Raw genomic sequence first — 18,733 nt, forward strand, 5'->3', positions numbered from 1 at the left:
CTTTGTGACTATCAGTCCGTACTCACAAGCACCCACACGAATTGCTTGATTCAATTTGTTAAAGAGCGTTTGGTTAAGAGCTTTTCGTCTCAACCGAGGCGCGCATTCTACGCTTTCCTCATTTGTTGTCAAGCGTTTATTTTGAAGTTTTTCGCGAGAAACTCGTTTAGCTTCAAACACTTGGCTCGCTGCGATCTCTCGTAGCGGGAGGCGAATCATACAGCGTTTAGAAGCGCTGTCAACCACCTTTTCAACCGCTGACGATCTTTCGATCGAAGCCCTTCAAACTTCGTCCTCACTATTTAACTCATTGAATCTCAAGGAGTTTTTCGTTCCGACTACGCTGGAAGTGGGGCGCATTATAAGGGGATTCGAAACCCCGTCAACCTTTAATTCCAAGAAACCTTAATAAAGCTGAAAAACAAAGCGGGGAGGCCCTCCGGCCTCCCCGCTTTTGTTCATGCTTTATAGGCTAGGGAAGGCAAACTGCGATGCCTCATGGCTGGCCCGCTGCGGCCAACGCTGGGTGATCGCCTTGCGACGGGTATAGAAACGCACCCCATCCGGGCCATAAGCATGCAGGTCGCCGAACAACGAACGCTTCCAACCGCCGAAGCTGTGGTACGCCACCGGCACCGGCAACGGCACGTTCACACCGACCATGCCCACTTCGATCTCGTCACAGAACAGGCGCGCTGCCTCGCCATCACGGGTAAAGATGCAGGTGCCGTTGCCATATTCGTGATCGTTGATCAGCTGCATGGCCTGCTCCAGGCTGTTAACCCGGACCACGCACAGCACGGGGCCGAAGATCTCTTCTTTATAGATGCGCATCTGCGGGGTCACCTTGTCGAACAGGGTGCCACCCACGAAGTAGCCATCTTCATTACCTGCAACGCGCAAGCCACGGCCATCCACCACCAGCTTGGCGCCAGCAGCTACACCGTCGTCGATGTAGCCAACCACCTTGTCGCGGGCAGCAGCGGTAACCAGCGGGCCCATGTCCAGGCCACACGAAGTACCGGCACCAATCTTCAGCGCCTTGATCTGCGGCTCCAGCTTGGCGATCAGTGCATCGGCAACCTGGTCACCCACGCACACCGCCACCGAAATCGCCATGCAGCGCTCACCGCACGAACCATAAGCTGCACCCATCAGCGCGCTGACGGCGTTGTCCAGGTCGGCATCGGGCATCAGCACGGCATGGTTCTTCGCACCACCCAGCGCCTGTACGCGTTTGCCGCGCTTAGTGCCCTCGGCGTAGATGTACTCTGCAATCGGGGTCGAGCCGACGAAGCTCAGCGCTTTCACTTCCGGAGCTTCGATCAGCGCGTCCACAGCTTCCTTGTCGCCATGCACCACGTTAAGGATGCCTTTAGGCAGGCCGGCTTCCAGCAGCAGTTGGGCAATGTACAAGGTCGAGCTCGGGTCACGCTCGGACGGTTTCAGGATAAAGGCGTTACCGCAGGCAATGGCCAGCGGGTACATCCACAGCGGGACCATGGCCGGGAAGTTGAAGGGGGTAATACCGGCGACCACACCCAGCGGCTGGAAGTCGGACCAGGCGTCGATGTTCGGGCCAACGTTACGGCTGTACTCGCCCTTGAGCACTTCAGGTGCCGCACAGGCGAACTCGACGTTCTCGATACCACGCTTCAGTTCGCCTGCAGCGTCTTCCAGGGTCTTGCCATGCTCTTCGCTGATCATCTGCGAGATGCGGGCTTCGTTCTGCTCCAGCAGTTGCTTGAAGCGGAACATCACCTGGGCACGTTTGGCCGGCGGCGTGTTGCGCCAGGCCGGGAAGGCAGCCTTGGCCGAATCGATGGCTTCCTGCACGGTCGCACGGCTGGCCAGTTCGACCTTGCGCACGGCCTGGCCAGTGGACGGATTGAAGACATCGGCGGTGCGCTCACCCTTGGTAACCAGCTCGCCGTTGATCAGGTGTTGAACAATGCTCATGCAAAACTCCAGATAAAGAGGGGTGACACAAGCGCGTGATCACTTCACGCGCTTGCCATCAAAATCGCAACGATCAATCGATCTGGTTCAGGGTCTCGCCCACCGCGTCGAACAGGCGGTCCAGTTCCTGCGGTTGGGTATTGAAGGTAGGGCCAAACTGCAGGGTGTCGCCACCGAAGCGCACATAGAAGCCTGCCTTCCACAACTTCATCGCCACTTCATAAGGGCGCACGATCGCATCGCCGTCGCGGGCAGCAATCTGGATCGCGCCGGCCAGGCCATAGTTGCGGATATCGACGACGTTCTTCGTGCCTTTAACCCCGTGCAGCAGTTTCTCGAAGTGCGGCGACAGCTCGGCCGCAGCCTGCACCAGGCTTTCCTTCTGCAGCAGGTCCAGTGCGGCGATGCCGGCGGCACAGGCCACTGGGTGGGCCGAATAGGTATAGCCGTGGGGGAACTCCACCGCGTATTCCGGCGTCGGCTGATTCATGAAGGTTTGATAGATCTCGGTACTGGCAATGACCGCACCCATCGGGATGGCGCCGTTGGTGACCTGCTTGGCGATGCACATCAGGTCTGGCGTCACGCCGAAGGCTTCAGCCCCGGTCATCGCGCCCATACGGCCGAAGCCGGTGATCACTTCGTCGAAGATCAGCAGGATGTTGTGCTGGGTGCAGATCTCGCGCAGGCGCTTGAGGTAGCCCTTCGGTGGCGGCAGAACACCCGCCGAGCCCGCCAGCGGTTCGACAATCACCGCGGCGATGTTCGAGGCGTCATGCAGCTCGATCAGCTTGAGCATTTCGTCGGCCAGGGCAATGCCGCCCTCCTCTGGCAAGCCCTTGGAGAACGCGTTCACCGGCAGCACGGTGTGAGGCAGGTGGTCGACGTCCAGCAGCTGGCCGAACATCTTACGGTTACCGTTCACGCCACCCAGGCTGGTGCCGGCGATGTTCACGCCATGGTAGCCACGGGCACGGCCAATGATCTTGGTCTTGGTCGCCTGGCCTTTCAGGCGCCAGTACGCACGGACCATCTTCAGCGCGGTATCGGCGCACTCGGAACCGGAGTTGGTATAGAAGACGTGGTTCAGATCGCCCGGGGTCAGCGCGGTGATCTTTTCCGCCAGCTGGAACGACAGCGGGTGGCCGAACTGGAAGGCCGGAGAGTAATCCAGGGTACCGACCTGACGGGCTACGGCCTCGGTGATTTCCTTACGGGTATGCCCGGCGCCGCAGGTCCACAAGCCAGACAGGGCGTCGAAGATCCTGCGCCCCTTGTCATCCACAAGGTAGTTACCTTCCGCCGCCACGATCAGGCGTGGGTCGCGATGGAAATTGCGGTTGGCGGTGTAGGGCATCCAGTGGGCATCCAGCTTGAGCTGGCTGGCGATATCGGTGGGAGCGGTTTCCGGCATGTTCATCGGCGGTTCCTCGAAAGACGATTAGGCAACGATGGATCTTGTTGCGGCTAAATTGGCACGGCGATAAAGTCTGAAAAAGCCTGCTTTTCTAATCTTCAGATAGGGCAACACTAAACTAATGAGCCGACGCCCCGACCCACTCGCCCAAGTGAGCGATTTTGACATTCGCCTGTTGAAGATCTACCGCAGCGTCGTCGAGTGCGGCGGCTTCTCGGCAGCCGAAAACGTGCTCGGGATCGGCCGCTCGGCCATCAGCCAACAGATGAACGACCTGGAGCAACGCCTCGGCCTGCGCCTGTGCCAGCGTGGCCGAGCCGGTTTCTCACTGACCGAGGAAGGCCGCGAGGTCTACCATTCGGCCTTGCAGTTGCTCAGTGCCCTGGAAAGCTTCCGCACTGAGGTCAACGGGCTGCACCAGCACTTGCGTGGCGAGTTGAACATCGGCCTGACCGACAACCTGGTGACCTTGCCGCACATGCGCATCACCCACGCGCTTGCCGAGCTCAAGGACCGCGGCCCAGATGTGCGTATCAACATCCGCATGATCGCGCCCAGCCAAGTCGAGCACGGCGTCCTCGACGGCAGCCTGCATGTCGGCGTAGTGCCGCAGACCATCGCCCTTTCAGGGCTTGAATACCAACCGCTGTATAGCGAGCGTTCGCTGCTCTATTGCGCAGTAGGCCACCCGCTGTTCTATGCCGACGACCAACAGATAGACGACGACCGGCTCAACAGCCAAGAGGCCATCACCCCCACCTTCCGCTTGCCCGCCGATATCCAGGCCCACTACCAGGCGCTGCATTGCACGGCCAGCGCGTCGGACCGCGAAGGCATGGCATTCCTCATCCTGACGGGTCGCTACATCGGCTACCTGCCCGACCACTACGCCAGTTTCTGGGTGCAGCAAGGCCGGCTGCGTGCCCTCAAGCCCCAGCAGCGCTTCTATGACTTGAGCCTGAGCTGGGTGACGCGCAAAGGGCGGCGGCCGAACCTGGTGCTCGAGAGCTTCCTGGATAGCCTGGCTGCGACACGCTGATGCCTGTCTCTGACGCAAACGCTTGTCACTTCGGCGTAGGCAGGTAATCTTGTCCGACAGCCGCTGCCACTGACCCGTACGGAATCGTCCATGACCCTTGAAGTCCCAGCGCATCGCCTCTCCGCCTCGGGCAAGCCCGCCGGCCGCATCCGCCAGAAAAACGAACAGGCCATCATCCAGGCCGCCGAAGATGAATTCGCCCGCCATGGTTTCAAGGGCACCAGCATGAACACCATCGCGCTGAAAGCAGGGTTGCCCAAGGCGAACCTGCATTATTACTTCACCAACAAGCTGGGCCTGTACATTGCCGTGCTCAGCAACATCATCGAGTTGTGGGACAGCACCTTCAATGCCTTGAGCGTCGAGGACGACCCGGGCGAGGCACTGAGCCAGTACATTCGGACCAAGATGGAGTTCTCGCGGCGCAACCCGCAAGCCTCGCGCATTTTCGCCATGGAAGTGATCAGCGGCGGCAATTGCCTCAACGAATACTTCAGCGCCGACTACCGCGAGTGGTTCCGGGGCCGGGCCGCAGTGTTCCAGGCCTGGATCGAAGCAGGCAAGATGGACCCGGTCGACCCGGTGCACCTGATTTTCCTGCTCTGGGGCAGCACCCAGCACTATGCCGACTTCGCCACGCAGATCTGCCAGGTCACCGGCCGCAGCCGCCTGACCAAGCAAGACATGGAAGACGCGAGCAGCAACCTTATCCACATCATTCTCAAGGGGTGCGGCATCAAGCCGAGTGCCTGACAGCCATTTATGCCTTCTACCCTGCTCGACCTCTGCGAGTTTCGTGAAGAAATCCGCAAAAGCCGCTTCATCACCCTCGCCGGCCCAATCACCAGTGCTGCCGAGGCGATGAACTTCATCGAACGCCACAGCGACCTGGCGGCCACCCACAACTGCTGGGCGTGGAAGCTTGGCGGGCAATACCGCAGCAATGATGACGGCGAACCGGGCGGCACCGCCGGGCGCCCTATTCTGGCCGCCATCGAAGCGCAAGACTGCGACCAGGTGGTGGTGCTGGTGATCCGCTGGTACGGCGGCATCCAGCTGGGTACCGGTGGCCTGGCCAGAGCCTATGGCGGTGGCGCCAACAAATGCCTGCAACAGGCGCCCAAGCGGGTGCTGGTGCAGCGCAGCGAATACACCTGCAGCTGCAGCTTCAGCGAACTGGCCTTGGTGAAGCTGCGCCTGGCGGACGTCGACGGCCTGGTGCTGGATGAACAGTTCACCGCCAATGGCGTTGACCTGCACATCGCGGTCGGTGAAGCCCACCTGGCCCCCTTGCGCCAGCAACTGGCCGACCTGAGCCGTGGGCGCATCCTGCTGGAAGCGCGCTGAATAACTGTTCGCACGCGCTGAACATTGCTCACAAGAACTGTGGGCCTGCCTGTGGATAAGCTTGGGGCACTCTCTTGCAGCCCATTGGTTTCAAGGCCCCCAGAGCTTTGATCATATTTTGATCACTATTTGATGACAGTCGCAAATAGCTGAAACCTCGAGAGTTATCCCCAAACCCTGGAAGTGTTACGCACTAGGCATTGCGCTCGGCTTGCACACAATAACTGTGGAACAGCCTGTGGATAACCCGTTAGCCAACAGGCGAAGCGCCCGTCTACAAGCGGCCTGACGCCATTGATCATTTTTTGACCAGCTGCAGCGCAGGCACAGTTAGCGACTCTGCAGTATGCTCAAATACTTTTTCCTATACCGATAAAGGAATGTTCCTATGGCTAACTCAAGAACTGCCCTCATCATCGGCGCCTCACGCGGCCTTGGCCTGGGGCTGGTGCAACGCCTGCAAGAAGATGGCTGGAACGTCATCGCCACCGTGCGTGACCCGCAAAAGGCCGGCGCCCTGGCCCACGTTCCCGGTGTGCGCATCGAACAGCTGGAGATGAACGACACCGCTCAGCTCGATGGTTTGAAACAACGCCTGCAAGGCGAAGTGTTCGACCTGGTATTCGTCAACGCGGGCGTCATGGGGCCGCTGCCACAAGACCTGGAAACCGTCCGCAACCAGGACATCGGCGACCTGTTCATGACCAACGCCGTGGCCCCCATCCGCGTCGCCCGCCGCTTGGTTGGCCAGGTGCGCGAAGGCAGCGGCGTGCTGGCCTTCATGAGCTCGATCCTGGGCAGCGTGACGATCCCGGACGGCGGTGAAGTCTGCCTGTACAAAGCCAGCAAGGCGGCCCTGAACTCGATGATCAACAGCTTCGTCGTCGAACAACAGCGCCCCGGCCTCTGCGTGCTGGCCATGCACCCCGGCTGGGTGAAGACCGACATGGGCGGCGAAAATGCGGAGATCGACGTGCTGACCAGCACCCGCGGCATGCTCGAGCAGATCAAGGCGCAAAGCGGTAAGGGCGGCCTGCGCTTCATCAACTACAAAGGTGAACCGCTGATCTGGTGAATTGAAAGCCGCGTGGCGAGGCAGTAGACTCGATGCCTCGCCCCCGTGGCGGACCTGGATCAGCAGACAGGGCAACACTGAGCTGGCTAACCTGAACCCACTTTCAGAGGAGCCGGCACCATGCCTGCGACCCGTATCTGGTTGAAATCCCCCCTTGCCATCTTCACTGCCAACGGCGCCGACGCCCGTGGCGGGCTGGTCATCGAAGACGGCCGCATCACACAACTCCTGGCCCTCGGCGAAAGCCCCAGCCAACCGTGCGACCAAGTGTTCGATGCCCGCGAACATGTGGTAACCCCCGGCCTGATCAACACCCATCACCACTTCTACCAGACGCTGACCCGTGCCTGGGCACCGGTGGTCAACCAACCGCTGTTCCCCTGGCTGAAGACGCTTTACCCGGTATGGGCACGCCTCACCCCCGCGAAGCTGGCGCTGGCCAGCCAGGTGGCACTGGCTGAACTGCTGCTGTCAGGCTGCACGACTGCGGCCGATCACCATTACCTGTTCCCGCAAGGCCTGGACAACGCCATCGACGTGCAAGTCGAGGTGGTGCGCAAGCTGGGCATGCGCGCGATGCTGACCCGCGGCTCCATGAGCCTTGGCGAAGACGACGGCGGCCTGCCACCCCAGCAAACGGTGCAACAGGGTGAAGTGATCCTGGCCGACAGCCAGCGGCTTATCCACAGCTACCACGAGCGCGGCGAAGGTGCGCAGATCCAGATTGCCCTGGCACCCTGCTCGCCCTTCTCGGTCACGCCCGAGATCATGCGGGCCAGCGCCACATTGGCCGAAGAGCTGGATGTGCGGCTGCACACCCACCTGGCAGAGACCCTTGATGAGGAAGACTTCTGCCTGCAGCGTTTCGGCCTGCGCACCGTGGACTACCTGGACAGCGTCGGCTGGCTCGGCCCACGCACTTGGCTGGCTCACGGCATCCACTTCAATGGCGACGAAATCGCCCGCCTGGGCGCGGCCGGCACCGGTATTTGCCACTGCCCGAGCTCGAACATGCGCTTGGCCTCGGGCATCTGCCCAACCGTCGACCTTGAAGCCGCCGGTGCCCCCGTGGGCCTGGGCGTAGACGGTTCGGCCTCCAACGACGCGTCCAACATGATCCTCGAAGCCCGCCAGGCGCTGTACCTGCAGCGCTTGCGCTATGGCGCCGAGCAGATCACCCCAGAGCGTGCCCTGGGTTGGGCCACGCGCGGCTCGGCGCGCCTACTGGGGCGCCAGGACATCGGCGAGCTAGCCGTCGGCATGCAAGCCGACCTGGCGTTGTTCAAGCTCGACGAACTGCGCTTCTCTGGCAGCCATGACCCGCTGTCGGCGCTGCTGCTGTGCGGCGCCGACCGGGCCGACCGAGTCATGGTCGGTGGCCAGTGGCGGGTCATCGATGGGCAAATCGAAGGCCTGGATATCCAGGGCCTGATCGCCGATCACCGCCAGGCGGCCGCGCAGCTCATCGCCGGTTGAGGCAACACAGGGCCTGGCCGGGCGCAATGCCTGGCCAGGCCCTGTAGAATGGCGGCAACCGTACCTGATCGAGATAACCAACTATGTATGACTGGTTGAACGCCCTGCCCAAGGCCGAACTGCACCTGCACCTGGAGGGTTCGTTGGAGCCCGAGCTGCTGTTTGCCCTGGCCGAGCGCAACAAGATCGCCCTGCCTTGGGACGATGTCGAAACCTTGCGAAGCGCCTACGCCTTCAACAACCTGCAGGAATTTCTCGACCTTTATTACCAAGGCGCGGATGTCTTGCGTACCGAGCAAGACTTCTACGACCTGACCTGGGCTTACCTGCAACGGTGCAAGGCGCAGAACGTCATCCACACCGAACCCTTCTTCGACCCGCAAACCCACACAGACCGCGGTATCCCCTTCGAGGTGGTGCTCAACGGCATCAACCAAGCGCTCAAGGATGGCCGGGACCAACTGGGCATCAGCAGTGGCTTGATCCTTAGCTTCCTGCGCCACCTCAGCGAAGACGAAGCGCACAAGACCTTGGACCAGGCACTGCCGTTCCGCGATGCCTTCATTGCCGTAGGCCTGGACAGCTCCGAAATGGGCCACCCGCCGAGCAAGTTCCAGCGTGTGTTCGACCGCGCCCGCAGCGAAGGCTTTGTCGCCGTTGCCCACGCCGGTGAAGAAGGCCCGCCTGAATACATCTGGGAAGCCCTGGACCTGCTGCACATCAAGCGTATCGACCACGGCGTACGCGCCATCGAAGACGAGCGCCTGATGCAACGCATCATCGACGAGCAGATCCCACTGACCGTCTGCCCGCTGTCGAACACCAAGCTCTGCGTGTTCGACCACATGAGCCAGCACAACATCCTGGACATGCTCGAGCGCGGGGTGAAGGTCACCGTCAACTCTGACGACCCGGCCTACTTCGGCGGCTACGTCACAGAAAACTTCCATGCCTTGCATACCCACCTGGGCATGACCGAAGACCAAGCGCGCCGCCTGGCGCAAAACAGCCTGGACGCGCGACTGGTCTGATCAGCCGTTGGCGTTGCGGTTACCCAACCTGCAACGTCTGCACGCGGGCAATGCGATTGATCTGCTGGATGCCCAGCGCCGAGATATGCAAAGCCCGCGTGTCCTCCGATTCGCGCATCCAACCCGACTGCAGAAACAGCCTAAACAAGGCCTGCCCCAGAACGCCGCCCAAGTGTGGCCCCTGGTTGTTCCAGTCAGTGCAACGGCAGATCACGCACCCCCGTTGCTGGTGCGGCGCCAAGGCATCTATGTAGACGCCGACCAACGCCAGTTCTGCCCGCCCTTGTTCACTGACCACCAGTTGCCGGTCAGTGCCCTCCAACCAGCCCGCCACCACCAGACGGTGATACAACTCCCCGGCCAGCTCGCCGCCGAGGTGGTCACCGCAGCGCCGCGCCCTGCGTATCGACATCGGCAACTGCAAGGCTGCCGCCTCGGGCTGGTCGTCTCTGGCGCTGCCCAACTGCACGCTGGCCAGTGCTTCCACCGCTGCCCCTACCTGAGGCGTGGCCAGGCGGAAGTAGCGTTTGCGGCCCCGCGCCTCATGCCGCAGCAAACCCGCCGAAGACAGCAACGAGAGGTGGGCGCAGGCGGAAGACGAGGTCAGCCCGGTCATCATCGCGAGCTCGTTGGCCAGCCGTGGGGTGCCGTCGATCAGCGCCCACAACATGGCGCTGCGCTTGGGGTCGGCCATCAGGCTGGCGATCTGGCTGATACTGCTGACTGCGTTCATGTCCCTGTAACTCCCTGCACGTTTTTATATGGATGCAATGGCCAACCCTGGCACTGGGATCGCCTGCCTGACAGTCGCCGGCCTTGAGAGGGAAACCCTGCTCGCTGGCATCGGCGCTGGTCGCCAGTATAAGCCGCTTAAACTCTCTCTCAGGGCGCTAGCCGCTTCAGCCCACCTGTCAGAAGTCCACTGGGTATACCTACCCATGAGAGATGATGTGTCTGTGCAGTGAGCCCGCCCAACGCCCCGCAGTTGAGCAGTGCCCCAGCACTCAGCGGGACAGAGGCAGGTCAGGAGCACTATTCGCCCTGCGCAGGTTCGGACGCGACCGACAAGCAGCTTCCATAAATAGCGCAAACAAAAGCGAAGCTTCTACATGCCTCCAGGTATTACACCCGGCGCATGACGGTCAGGAGGGAAGAACAGGGGGGGAAATGACCGTCAGTCTGACCACGGATGCCGGTCATGGCAGGCACAGGGCACAGCGCTACACTTCTTCCGCTCACACCCCATTGGAGGTATGCCGCGATGAAAATTGTCGTCAGTGCGTCGAGCCGCAACCCCGTTTGCCCTTGGCAGGTTCAGCTCGACCAACACGTGGTGAGTTTCCGCAGCGAGGCCGAGGCGCGTGCCTTCGTCGCCACATTGGAAACCCGCCTGCAGGCGCCTCACCCGCTTATGCGGGACGCCTGGCCTGCAAACGCCGGGTCAGCAGCGCGACACTGACCACCAGCGCCCCGCACAGGCTGATCACCAGTGTCATCGGCACCGCACTGCCATCGTGCAACAGCCCGACCAACGCCGCCGCGCCTGCGGCGACGCTGAACTGCAGGCAGCCCATCAGCGCCGAGGCGCTGCCTGCGCGTGCGCCCTGCCCGCTCATGGCGCAGGCCGACGCATTGGGGATGATGCAACCCAGGCTGGCGATACACACGAACAACGGCACCAATAGCGGCCACAACTGGCTCGGCCGCAGTGCCGCGACGCCCAGCAATACCAAACCTGCAGCCAGGTACATCCACACAGCACGCACCAGCAGGAAGGCTGGGCCGCGCTTGGCCAGCAAACGGGCATTGACCTGCGCCACGAGGATAAAGCCCGCCGCGTTGGTGCCGAACAACCAGCCATAGTGCTCGGCAGGTACGCCATATAACTTGATGAAGACGAATGGCGACCCCGCGATGTAGGCAAACATACCGGCAATGGCAATACCCCCGGTCAAGGCATGGCCAAGAAACACCCGGTCATTGAACAAACGCAGGTACTGGCGCAGCGCCCCGGACAGCGGCTGGCGCGGCATGTCCGCCGGCAGGCTTTCCGGCAGGCCCAGGCTGACCGCCAGCAGGCAGGCCGCGCTGAACAGGCTCAGGACGAGGAAGATCGACTGCCAACCGGCCAGGTTCACCAATACCCCGCCAAGCATTGGCGCCAGGATCGGCGCCAGGCCCATCACCAGCATCAACTGCGAGAACACCTTGGCCGACGCCACCGGGTCGCACTTGTCGCTGACGATCGCCCGCGACAGCACCATCCCGGCACAACCGCCCAGGGCCTGGACGAACCGCGCCAGGACCAGGGTGTCGAGGTTGGGGGCATAGGCACAGGCCAGCGACGCCAGGGTAAACAGCGCCACGCCAAACAACAGCGGCTTGCGCCGCCCGAAGCGGTCGGCCACCGGGCCATAGGCCAACTGGCCGATGGACAGGCCAAGGAAGTAGGCGGCCAAGGTGGCCTGAACGTGTTTTTCATCGGTGGCGAAAGCCTGCGCCATGGCCGGGAAGGCGGGCAGGTAAAAGTCGATCGCCAAAGGCCCGAACGCACTCAATGCGCCCAGGATGAGCACCATTCGCAGGTTCATCAGGAATCCATAGCAGGCTAAGCAAGTGCGTAAGTCTACCTGCTAAGGACTCGACCAGCATGAAAAGATTTGCAACAAAACCGGGGGCCTCATGCGCCCCCGGCGCAGGGCTTCACGCCAGCTCGGCCTGGTAACCCTCGTCACGAATCGCGGTGAGGATCTGCTCCACCGCCATGGCACTCTGCACCCGCACCTGCTTGCCTGCCAGGTCGACTTCGACCTTGGCATCGGCGTCCTGCCCCTGCACCGCACGGGTCACCGCTTTGACGCAATGGCCACAGGTCATGCCTTGTACATTGAACACTTGCATAGGGTTGCCTCCTTCAGGTTTTCACGCAGTTTCAAGCTTGCCATCGGGGCAAGGTCAAGCCCCTGCGCGCGTCCGGGCTGGAAATCCGCGCTCACGTCGGCCAAGCTGCGCCTTTGACGATCAGGCAAGCAGGAGATTCATCATGTTCAGGGCAGCATTGGGCGTCGTCGGGCTTTTGAGCGCGCTGGCTGCGGTGCCACCGGCCAACGCCGAAGGCAACTCGGACTACAGCGTACTGATCATTTCGCGGGAACGCCTGGAAGTGGCCACCAACTGCGAAATCGGCGTGTACCTCAACGATCAGCTCTCCGGGCGCGTATTCCAGGAGCAATCGACCGCCTTCAACCTGCCACCAGGCCCTGTGGATATACGCCTGCGCCTACTGCCAGGGCAGACCCCCGGTTGCGCCCCCGGTATCGAAGACCAGCGCAGCACACGTTTGAACCTGCTGGCGGGCCAGATCAACAAATACCGGATTGCCATGGGCCACAATGGGCTGGAATTGAAGCGCGCCGGCCTAGGCTATTGACCTTGCCTACGTGGCAAGGTTGATGCTGGAGGCCAATCCAAGGAGGACAGCCATGCCCGCATCCACCACCTTCGACCTGCCGATTTCCGGCATGACCTGCGCCAGCTGTGCTGGCCGGGTCGAGCGCGCCCTGCGCAAGGTCGACGGCGCTGAACAGGTCAGCGTCAACCTCGCCACCGAACAGGCCCGGGTCCAGGCCCCGGCCAGCAGCCTGCCGGCCTTGCTCGACGCCGTGCGTGAAGCCGGCTATGGCGTGCCCACCCGTACTGTCGAGTTGCAGATTGGCGGCATGACCTGCGCCAGTTGCGTCGGCCGCGTCGAGCGCGCACTCGGCAAACTGCCTGGGGTCGAGCAGGTCAGCGTTAACCTGGCCAGCGAACGCGCGCACCTCGAGGTGCTCGCGGCCCTCGACGACAGCCTGCTGATCGACACCGTGCAAAAGGCCGGCTACAGCGCCAGCCTGCCGCACGCAGGCCACGATGATCAGCGCGATGCCCAGCGCCGCCTGCGCAACGAACGCCTGGCGGTCGGTGCCGCCTTGCTGCTGGCCCTGCCACTCGTCTTGCCCATGTTGGTTCAGCCCTTCGGCCTGCACTGGATGCTGCCCGCCTGGGCGCAGTTCCTGCTGGCTACGCCCGTACAGTTCATTCTCGGTGCACGCTTTTACGTGGCCGCCTATAAGGCCGTGCGTGCCGGCGCCGGCAACATGGACCTGCTGGTGGCCCTTGGCACCAGTGCCGGTTACGGCCTGAGCCTGTACCAATGGGCACAAGCCCCTGCCGGCATGGTTGCGCACCTGTATTTCGAAGCCTCGGCCGTGGTCATTGCCTTGGTCTTGCTGGGCAAGTACTTGGAGAGCCGCGCCAAACGCCAGACCGCCAGCGCCATTCGGGCCCTTGAAGCACTGCGCCCCGAACGCGCGGTGCGCGTGGTCGATGGCCGCGAAGAAGACGTGGCCATCGCCCAACTGCGTGTGGGTGACCTGGTCGTGGTCAAACCCGGTGAACGCTTCCCAGTCGATGGCGAAGTCGAGGAAGGCAGCAGCCATGCCGACGAGGCCTTGATCAGCGGCGAGAGCCTGCCAGTGCCCAAGCAGCCTGGCGACCCCGTCACCGGTGGCGCCATCAATGGTGAAGGGCGGCTGCTGGTGCGCACCCAGGCATTGGGTACCGAAACCGTGCTGGCCCGGATCATCCGCCTGGTCGAAGATGCCCAGGCGGCCAAGGCGCCTATCCAGAAGCTGGTGGACCGGGTCAGCCAGGTATTCGTCCCCGCCGTACTGGTGATCGCGCTGATCACGCTGATCGGCTGGTGGCTGGCCGGTGCCCCGCTGGAAACCGCGCTGATCAACGCGGTCGCCGTGCTGGTGATTGCCTGCCCCTGTGCACTCGGCCTGGCAACGCCAGCGGCGATCATGGCCGGCACCGGTGTCGCCGCCCGCCACGGCATCCTGATCAAGGACGCCGAAGCCCTGGAGCGTGCCCATGCGGTAAACCGGGTCGTGTTCGACAAGACCGGCACCCTGACGTCCGGCAGCCCACGCGTGGTCCACAGCCAGGCACTGGTCGGCACCACCGCCGAGCTGCACCGCTTGGCCGGCGCCCTGCAGCGCGGCAGTGAGCACCCGTTGGCCAAGGCCGTGCTGGAGGCGTGCGCCGAACAGCAACTGGAGGTGCCAACAGTCGTCGACAGCCAGTCACTGACAGGGCGTGGCATCGCCGGGCGGGTGGAAGGCCGTGACTTGGCCCTGGGTAATCGGCGCCTGCTCGACGAGAGCACGCTGCAGCCCGGCGGCCTCGCCGCCAAAGCCCACGCGTGGGAGGCTGAAGGGCGTACGCTGTCCTGGCTGATCGAGCGCGGCGCGCAACCTCGCGTGCTGGGCCTGTTCGCCTTCGGCGACAGCCTCAAACCGGGCGCAAAGCAGGCTATCGATAGCCTGCACGCACAACACATCAGCAGCCACCTGCTGACCGGCGACAACCGCGGCAGCGCGAAGGTGGTTGCCGACGCCCTCGGGATCAACGACGTGCATGCCGAAGTGCTGCCTGCCGACAAGGCTGCCACCGTGACGGCACTGAAACAGGACGGCGTGGTGGCGATGGTAGGCGACGGCATCAACGATGCCCCGGCCCTTGCCGCTGCCGACATCGGCATCGCCATGGGCGGTGGCACCGACGTGGCCATGCAGGCCGCCGGCATCACCCTGATGCGCGGCGACCCACGCCTGGTACCCGCAGCCCTGGAGATCAGCCGCAAGACCTACGCGAAAATCCGCCAGAACCTGTTCTGGGCGTTCATCTATAACCTGGTCGGTATCCCCCTGGCCGCGCTGGGTTACCTCAACCCGGTACTCGCCGGCGCCGCCATGGCCCTGTCCAGCGTCAGCGTGGTCAGCAATGCGCTGTGGCTCAAGACCTGGAAACCCACCAGCAGCTCCCAGGAGGCCCCATGAACATCGGCCAGGCCGCCCGCCGCAGCGGGCTCAGCACCAAGATGATCCGCTACTACGAGTCCATCGGCCTGCTCAAGCCAGCCACCCGCAGTGACAGCGGCTACCGCCTTTACCAGCCAGAAGACCTACACAGCCTGGCCTTCATCAAGCGCTCCCGCGACCTGGGCTTTTCTCTGGAAGAGGTCGGCAAGTTGCTGACCCTCTGGCAAGACCGGCAACGGGCCAGTGCCGACGTCAAGGCGCTGGCCATGAAACATATCGATGAGCTGAACCGGCGCATAGAAGAGCTGGTGAGCCTGCGCGACACCCTCGGCGACCTGGTCTCCCACTGCCAGGGAGACGAGCGGCCGGACTGTCCGATCCTGAAGGATTTAGCAAACGGAAACGTTGGCGGATGTTGCCGCTGAGGCTCGCCACGACGCTTTGGTATGCCATATTCGCCTAAACACGACCGAATCATCGCCTAGTGCGACATTCCCTAATAAATACGGGCATTTGCCTTCATCTAATCCCGGACGCTGCCGATGCAGTAACTACCTGCCTCGTGTGTCGACAACAAAAAAATTCCGGGAGCGTCGATGAGCATCAAACAGAAACTGACCTGGGCATTCGCGGTCATCGCCGGCTTGCCCATCGTCCTCGTGGCCACCTTGGTGGTCCTCAACCTGCGCGGCGAAGCCCGCGACGGATTCCTCGACAGCAGCAGCCGGGAAATTCGCCAGGTCAGCAACGCGATGAACATCTTCTTCCAGGGCATCAACCAGAACGTCGAATACCTGGCCTCGCAACCCATGATTGCGGCCACGGGCAACAACCTGAACAAGTTCATGAGTGCCAACCCGTCGTATGAGCTGGGCGAGCAGGACAAGCAGGTGCTTGAGTTCTTCACCCGCCTGGCCGATTCCCACCCAGGCTACGCCTACCTTTCCTACGGTGTCAGCGACGGCGGCTATGTCGGCTGGCCCGCGGGGCAGAAGTTCGTCAACTACGACCCCCGCCCTCGCCCGTGGTACCAGTTGGCCATGGCCAACCCTGGCAAAACCCTGCGTACCGGCGCCTATTACTGGGCCGCCGACGACGCCGTGCTGGTCAGCACCGTGCGCGCCGTGGCCAACCAGCTGGGTAACCCGGGTGGCGTGGTCAACATCGATGTGTCGCTCAAGGGCCTGACCCAGATCGTCCAGCAGATCAAGCTGGGTGAAAGCGGCTACCTGATGCTGGTGGAAAACAACGGCAACGTGATGGTCGACCCACGTGACGCCAGCCACAACTTCAAGCAACTGGGCAGCTTCGGTAACGGCTATGCCGACCTGGCCAAGGCAGGTAAAGGGCTGGTCGAAGTCGAGCTCAATGGCGTGCGCTACATGGCCAACATCTACCCCGACGAGCAACTGGGCTGGACCTTCATCGGCCTGATCGAGCAAAGCGAAGTGATGCAGACCACCACCCGCCTGACGTGGTTGATCGGCACCATCGCACTGGTGCTGGCCGCGCTGTTCGCCGTGGTCGGTACGGCGTTCGCCAAGCTGATCGTGCGCCCGATCAACAGCGTCACCAGCGGCCTGGAAGACATCGCCCAGGGCGAAGGCGACCTGACCCGCAACCTGGAAGTGCGCGGGCGCGACGAAACCGCCCAACTGGCCAGCTGGTTCAATCAGTTCCTCGGCGCGATCCGCAGCCTGATCCAGCACATCGGCTCTGCCGCCAGCAAGATCCTCAGCACCTCCACCAGCTCGACCCGGGTGTCCAGTGACATGGCCGAGGCGGCCGGGCGCCAGCGCGAAGCCGTGGACATGGTCTCTACCGCCTTCCACGAAATGGTCGCCACCGCCAACGAAGTCGCCCGCTCTTGCAGCCAGGCGGCGCAGTCGGCCGACAGTGGCCAGCAGCAAGCCCGTGAAGGCCAGCAGCAGATCGATGCAGCCGTGAACAGCGTCGACCGCCTGAGCCAGGAGATCGAGCAATCGGCCCAGTCGATTCAGCAGCTGGAACGCGACAGCAACGCCATCCAGTCGATCCTCGGCACCATTCGCTCGATTGCCGAGCAGACCAACCTGCTGGCCCTCAATGCCGCGATCGAGGCCGCCCGCGCCGGTGAACAGGGCCGTGGCTTCGCCGTCGTCGCCGATGAAGTGCGGGCGCTGGCCAAGCGTACCGCCGACTCCACCGCCGAGATCGATGGCCTGCTGGGCAACCTGGCCAGCCGCACCGCCGAAGTTGCCGAACAGATGCACGCCAGCCTGGAAGTGTCGCAGCAGTCGGTCAGCCGCATCGGCCTGGCCCGCGACAGCTTTGGCCAGATCCGTGAGTCGGTGGACGTGATTCGCGACATGAACACGCAGATCGCCACGGCAGCGGAAGAGCAGCATCAGGTAGCCGAGGACATCAACCGGCACATCAGCCAGATCCATGGCGATGCGCAACTGGTGGCCGAACTGGCCCAGGCTGCGCGCCAAGACTCGGAGAGCCTGGCAGGGTTGTCCAACGAGCTGGATTCGCTGGTACGACGCTTCCGCACCTGACAGCCACTTCACGGCTAAAGCAAGCGACCTGTAGGAGCAGCCTTGCGCTGCGAAGAGGCCGGTGACAACAGCATAGTTTTTCGCTGCTATCACTGGCCTCTTCGCAGCACAAGGCTGCTCCTACAGTTTCAGCTCCCCAGGGGTCGCCCCAAACAACTGCTTGAACGCCGCGATGTAAGCCGAAGTCGAGTCATACCCACACCCCAACGCGGCCTCCGTTACATTCTCCCCCGCCTCCAGCAACGCCAGCGATGACAGCAGCCGCATGCGCTGACGCCAGTTGCGAAAGCTCAACCCCGTCTCACGCTGAAACAGCCGCATCAGCGTCTTCTCCGAACACTCCAGTTGCAGCGCCCATTGCTGCAAGGTCTGGGCTGTATCCGGTGCCGCGATCAGGCCATTACACAACGCCAGCAACCCCGGATGACGCGGGAGGGGCAACGAGAACCCGACTTCCGGCAACGTGCGCAACTGGTCAAGCAGCACCGCGACCAATCGCGATTCGGCGCTGTCGGCTTCCGGGTAATCCGCCGGGAACAGGCAGAACTGCTTGATCAACTCCCGCGCCAGCGGCGTCACCTCCAGCACCCGGCAGTGCTCCGGCGCCCACGGGCAGGCATCGCGGCGCACGTACAGGCTGCGCATTTCGGCCTGCATCGACGTCACCACTTCGTGTTCGGCGTCCGCCGGGATCCACACACCCCACTGAGGGGGCGCGAAATAGCTGCCATCGCGGGTGTAGACGCCGAGAACGCCACTGATGGCGTAGGAAAACTGCACCCAGTCGTGCTGATGGCGAGTGGTCCAGGAGCCGGCGCCGAGGCTTTCGGCGCGGGCATAAAGGGGCCTGGGCAGGTGGTCGAGCGCCGGGATGGCCCGGGGATGTCCGATGATCGGCATGGCGGTTTCTTGTAGTTCTGATCGGACAAGCCTACCAGTTACGCGCCATGACTGTGGCATCTGCCCCGTCCTTCTTCGCGGGGGC

At 62.8% G+C, this 18,733-nt stretch carries 17 protein-coding genes and 1 pseudogene; 12 read left to right on the forward strand and 6 right to left on the reverse strand.

Going from position 1 to position 18,733, the window contains the following annotated elements; translation table 11 throughout:
- Positions 1 to 465: 465 nt before the first annotated feature.
- Both QOS90_RS22115 and aptA read right to left on the reverse strand, forming a co-directional pair.
- Positions 466 to 1,959, reverse strand: a complete 1,494-nt coding sequence (locus QOS90_RS22115) for a CoA-acylating methylmalonate-semialdehyde dehydrogenase (protein WP_027594988.1) — start codon at positions 1,957 to 1,959, stop codon at positions 466 to 468.
- Positions 1,960 to 2,032: 73 nt separating this feature from the next.
- The gene (gene aptA / locus QOS90_RS22120) at positions 2,033 to 3,379 is read right to left on the reverse strand and encodes an omega-aminotransferase AptA (RefSeq protein ID WP_027594987.1); all 1,347 of its coding nucleotides are present in this window, start codon (positions 3,377 to 3,379) and stop codon (positions 2,033 to 2,035) included.
- Between the two features lie 118 nt (positions 3,380 to 3,497).
- On the opposite strand from aptA, the gene QOS90_RS22125 reads away from it, so the two are divergent.
- From QOS90_RS22125 to QOS90_RS22150, 6 genes are all read left to right on the forward strand, one after another.
- Positions 3,498 to 4,415, forward strand: coding sequence for a LysR family transcriptional regulator (locus QOS90_RS22125; RefSeq protein ID WP_027594986.1), 918 nt, complete (start codon positions 3,498 to 3,500; stop codon positions 4,413 to 4,415).
- 90 nt (positions 4,416 to 4,505) lie between these two features.
- Positions 4,506 to 5,168 (forward strand): TetR/AcrR family transcriptional regulator, encoded by a 663-nt coding sequence (locus QOS90_RS22130; RefSeq protein WP_027594985.1) that lies wholly within the window; start codon positions 4,506 to 4,508, stop codon positions 5,166 to 5,168.
- A 9-nt stretch (positions 5,169 to 5,177) separates the two neighbouring features.
- Positions 5,178 to 5,762, forward strand: a complete 585-nt coding sequence (locus QOS90_RS22135; RefSeq protein WP_085273979.1) for an IMPACT family protein — start codon at positions 5,178 to 5,180, stop codon at positions 5,760 to 5,762.
- A 388-nt stretch (positions 5,763 to 6,150) separates the two neighbouring features.
- Positions 6,151 to 6,837 (forward strand): SDR family oxidoreductase, encoded by a 687-nt coding sequence (locus QOS90_RS22140; RefSeq protein WP_085273980.1) that lies wholly within the window; start codon positions 6,151 to 6,153, stop codon positions 6,835 to 6,837.
- Positions 6,838 to 6,957: 120 nt separating this feature from the next.
- Positions 6,958 to 8,313 (forward strand): 8-oxoguanine deaminase, encoded by a 1,356-nt coding sequence (locus QOS90_RS22145; protein ID WP_085273981.1) that lies wholly within the window; start codon positions 6,958 to 6,960, stop codon positions 8,311 to 8,313.
- 83 nt (positions 8,314 to 8,396) lie between these two features.
- Entirely contained in the window at positions 8,397 to 9,344 is a 948-nt protein-coding gene (locus QOS90_RS22150) for an adenosine deaminase (protein WP_027594981.1), read from the forward strand.
- Between the two features lie 19 nt (positions 9,345 to 9,363).
- Here the strand turns inward: QOS90_RS22150 and QOS90_RS22155 are convergent, their stop codons facing one another.
- Positions 9,364 to 10,077 (reverse strand): ArsR/SmtB family transcription factor, encoded by a 714-nt coding sequence (locus tag QOS90_RS22155; protein WP_027594980.1) that lies wholly within the window; start codon positions 10,075 to 10,077, stop codon positions 9,364 to 9,366.
- 528 nt (positions 10,078 to 10,605) lie between these two features.
- On the opposite strand from QOS90_RS22155, the gene QOS90_RS22160 reads away from it, so the two are divergent.
- Positions 10,606 to 10,803 carry a hypothetical protein gene (locus QOS90_RS22160; RefSeq protein ID WP_085273983.1) on the forward strand — a complete coding sequence of 66 codons (198 nt, stop codon included), beginning with the start codon at positions 10,606 to 10,608 and terminating at the stop codon, positions 10,801 to 10,803.
- On the opposite strand, the gene QOS90_RS22165 is transcribed toward QOS90_RS22160, so the two are convergent.
- The gene (locus QOS90_RS22165; RefSeq protein WP_027594978.1) at positions 10,754 to 11,935 is read right to left on the reverse strand and encodes a multidrug effflux MFS transporter; all 1,182 of its coding nucleotides are present in this window, start codon (positions 11,933 to 11,935) and stop codon (positions 10,754 to 10,756) included. The genes QOS90_RS22160 and QOS90_RS22165 overlap by 50 nt on opposite strands.
- Positions 11,936 to 12,047: 112 nt before the next feature.
- Complete coding sequence (locus QOS90_RS22170) at positions 12,048 to 12,245, reverse strand: heavy-metal-associated domain-containing protein (protein WP_027594977.1); 198 nt, start codon at positions 12,243 to 12,245, stop codon at positions 12,048 to 12,050.
- A 142-nt stretch (positions 12,246 to 12,387) separates the two neighbouring features.
- Here QOS90_RS22170 and QOS90_RS22175 point away from each other — a divergent pair, with 142 nt between their 5' ends.
- The 5 genes and pseudogenes from QOS90_RS22175 (at position 12,388) to QOS90_RS27710 (ending at position 17,748) form a co-directional block, all read left to right on the forward strand.
- Positions 12,388 to 12,774, forward strand: a complete 387-nt coding sequence (locus QOS90_RS22175; protein WP_085273984.1) for a hypothetical protein — start codon at positions 12,388 to 12,390, stop codon at positions 12,772 to 12,774.
- A 52-nt stretch (positions 12,775 to 12,826) separates the two neighbouring features.
- The gene (locus tag QOS90_RS22180) at positions 12,827 to 15,226 is read left to right on the forward strand and encodes a heavy metal translocating P-type ATPase (protein WP_085273985.1); all 2,400 of its coding nucleotides are present in this window, start codon (positions 12,827 to 12,829) and stop codon (positions 15,224 to 15,226) included.
- Entirely contained in the window at positions 15,223 to 15,633 is a 411-nt protein-coding gene (gene cueR, locus QOS90_RS22185) for a Cu(I)-responsive transcriptional regulator (protein WP_085273986.1), read from the forward strand. The genes QOS90_RS22180 and cueR overlap by 4 nt, the downstream gene beginning before the upstream one ends.
- A 327-nt stretch (positions 15,634 to 15,960) precedes the next feature.
- Positions 15,961 to 16,890 (forward strand): annotated as a pseudogene (locus QOS90_RS27705) (cache domain-containing sensor histidine kinase); the annotation flags it as partial.
- Positions 16,891 to 17,019: 129 nt separating this feature from the next.
- Positions 17,020 to 17,748 carry a methyl-accepting chemotaxis protein gene (locus QOS90_RS27710; protein ID WP_371918165.1) on the forward strand — a complete coding sequence of 243 codons (729 nt, stop codon included), beginning with the start codon at positions 17,020 to 17,022 and terminating at the stop codon, positions 17,746 to 17,748.
- A 120-nt stretch (positions 17,749 to 17,868) separates the two neighbouring features.
- On the opposite strand, the gene QOS90_RS22195 is transcribed toward QOS90_RS27710, so the two are convergent.
- Positions 17,869 to 18,648, reverse strand: a complete 780-nt coding sequence (locus tag QOS90_RS22195; protein WP_027594972.1) for an AraC family transcriptional regulator — start codon at positions 18,646 to 18,648, stop codon at positions 17,869 to 17,871.
- Between the last annotated feature and the right edge of the window lie 85 nt (positions 18,649 to 18,733).

The sequence above is a fragment of the Pseudomonas sp. LAIL14HWK12:I10 genome, from assembly GCF_900184205.1.
Classification (GTDB): Bacteria; Pseudomonadota; Gammaproteobacteria; order Pseudomonadales; family Pseudomonadaceae; genus Aquipseudomonas; species Aquipseudomonas kermanshahensis.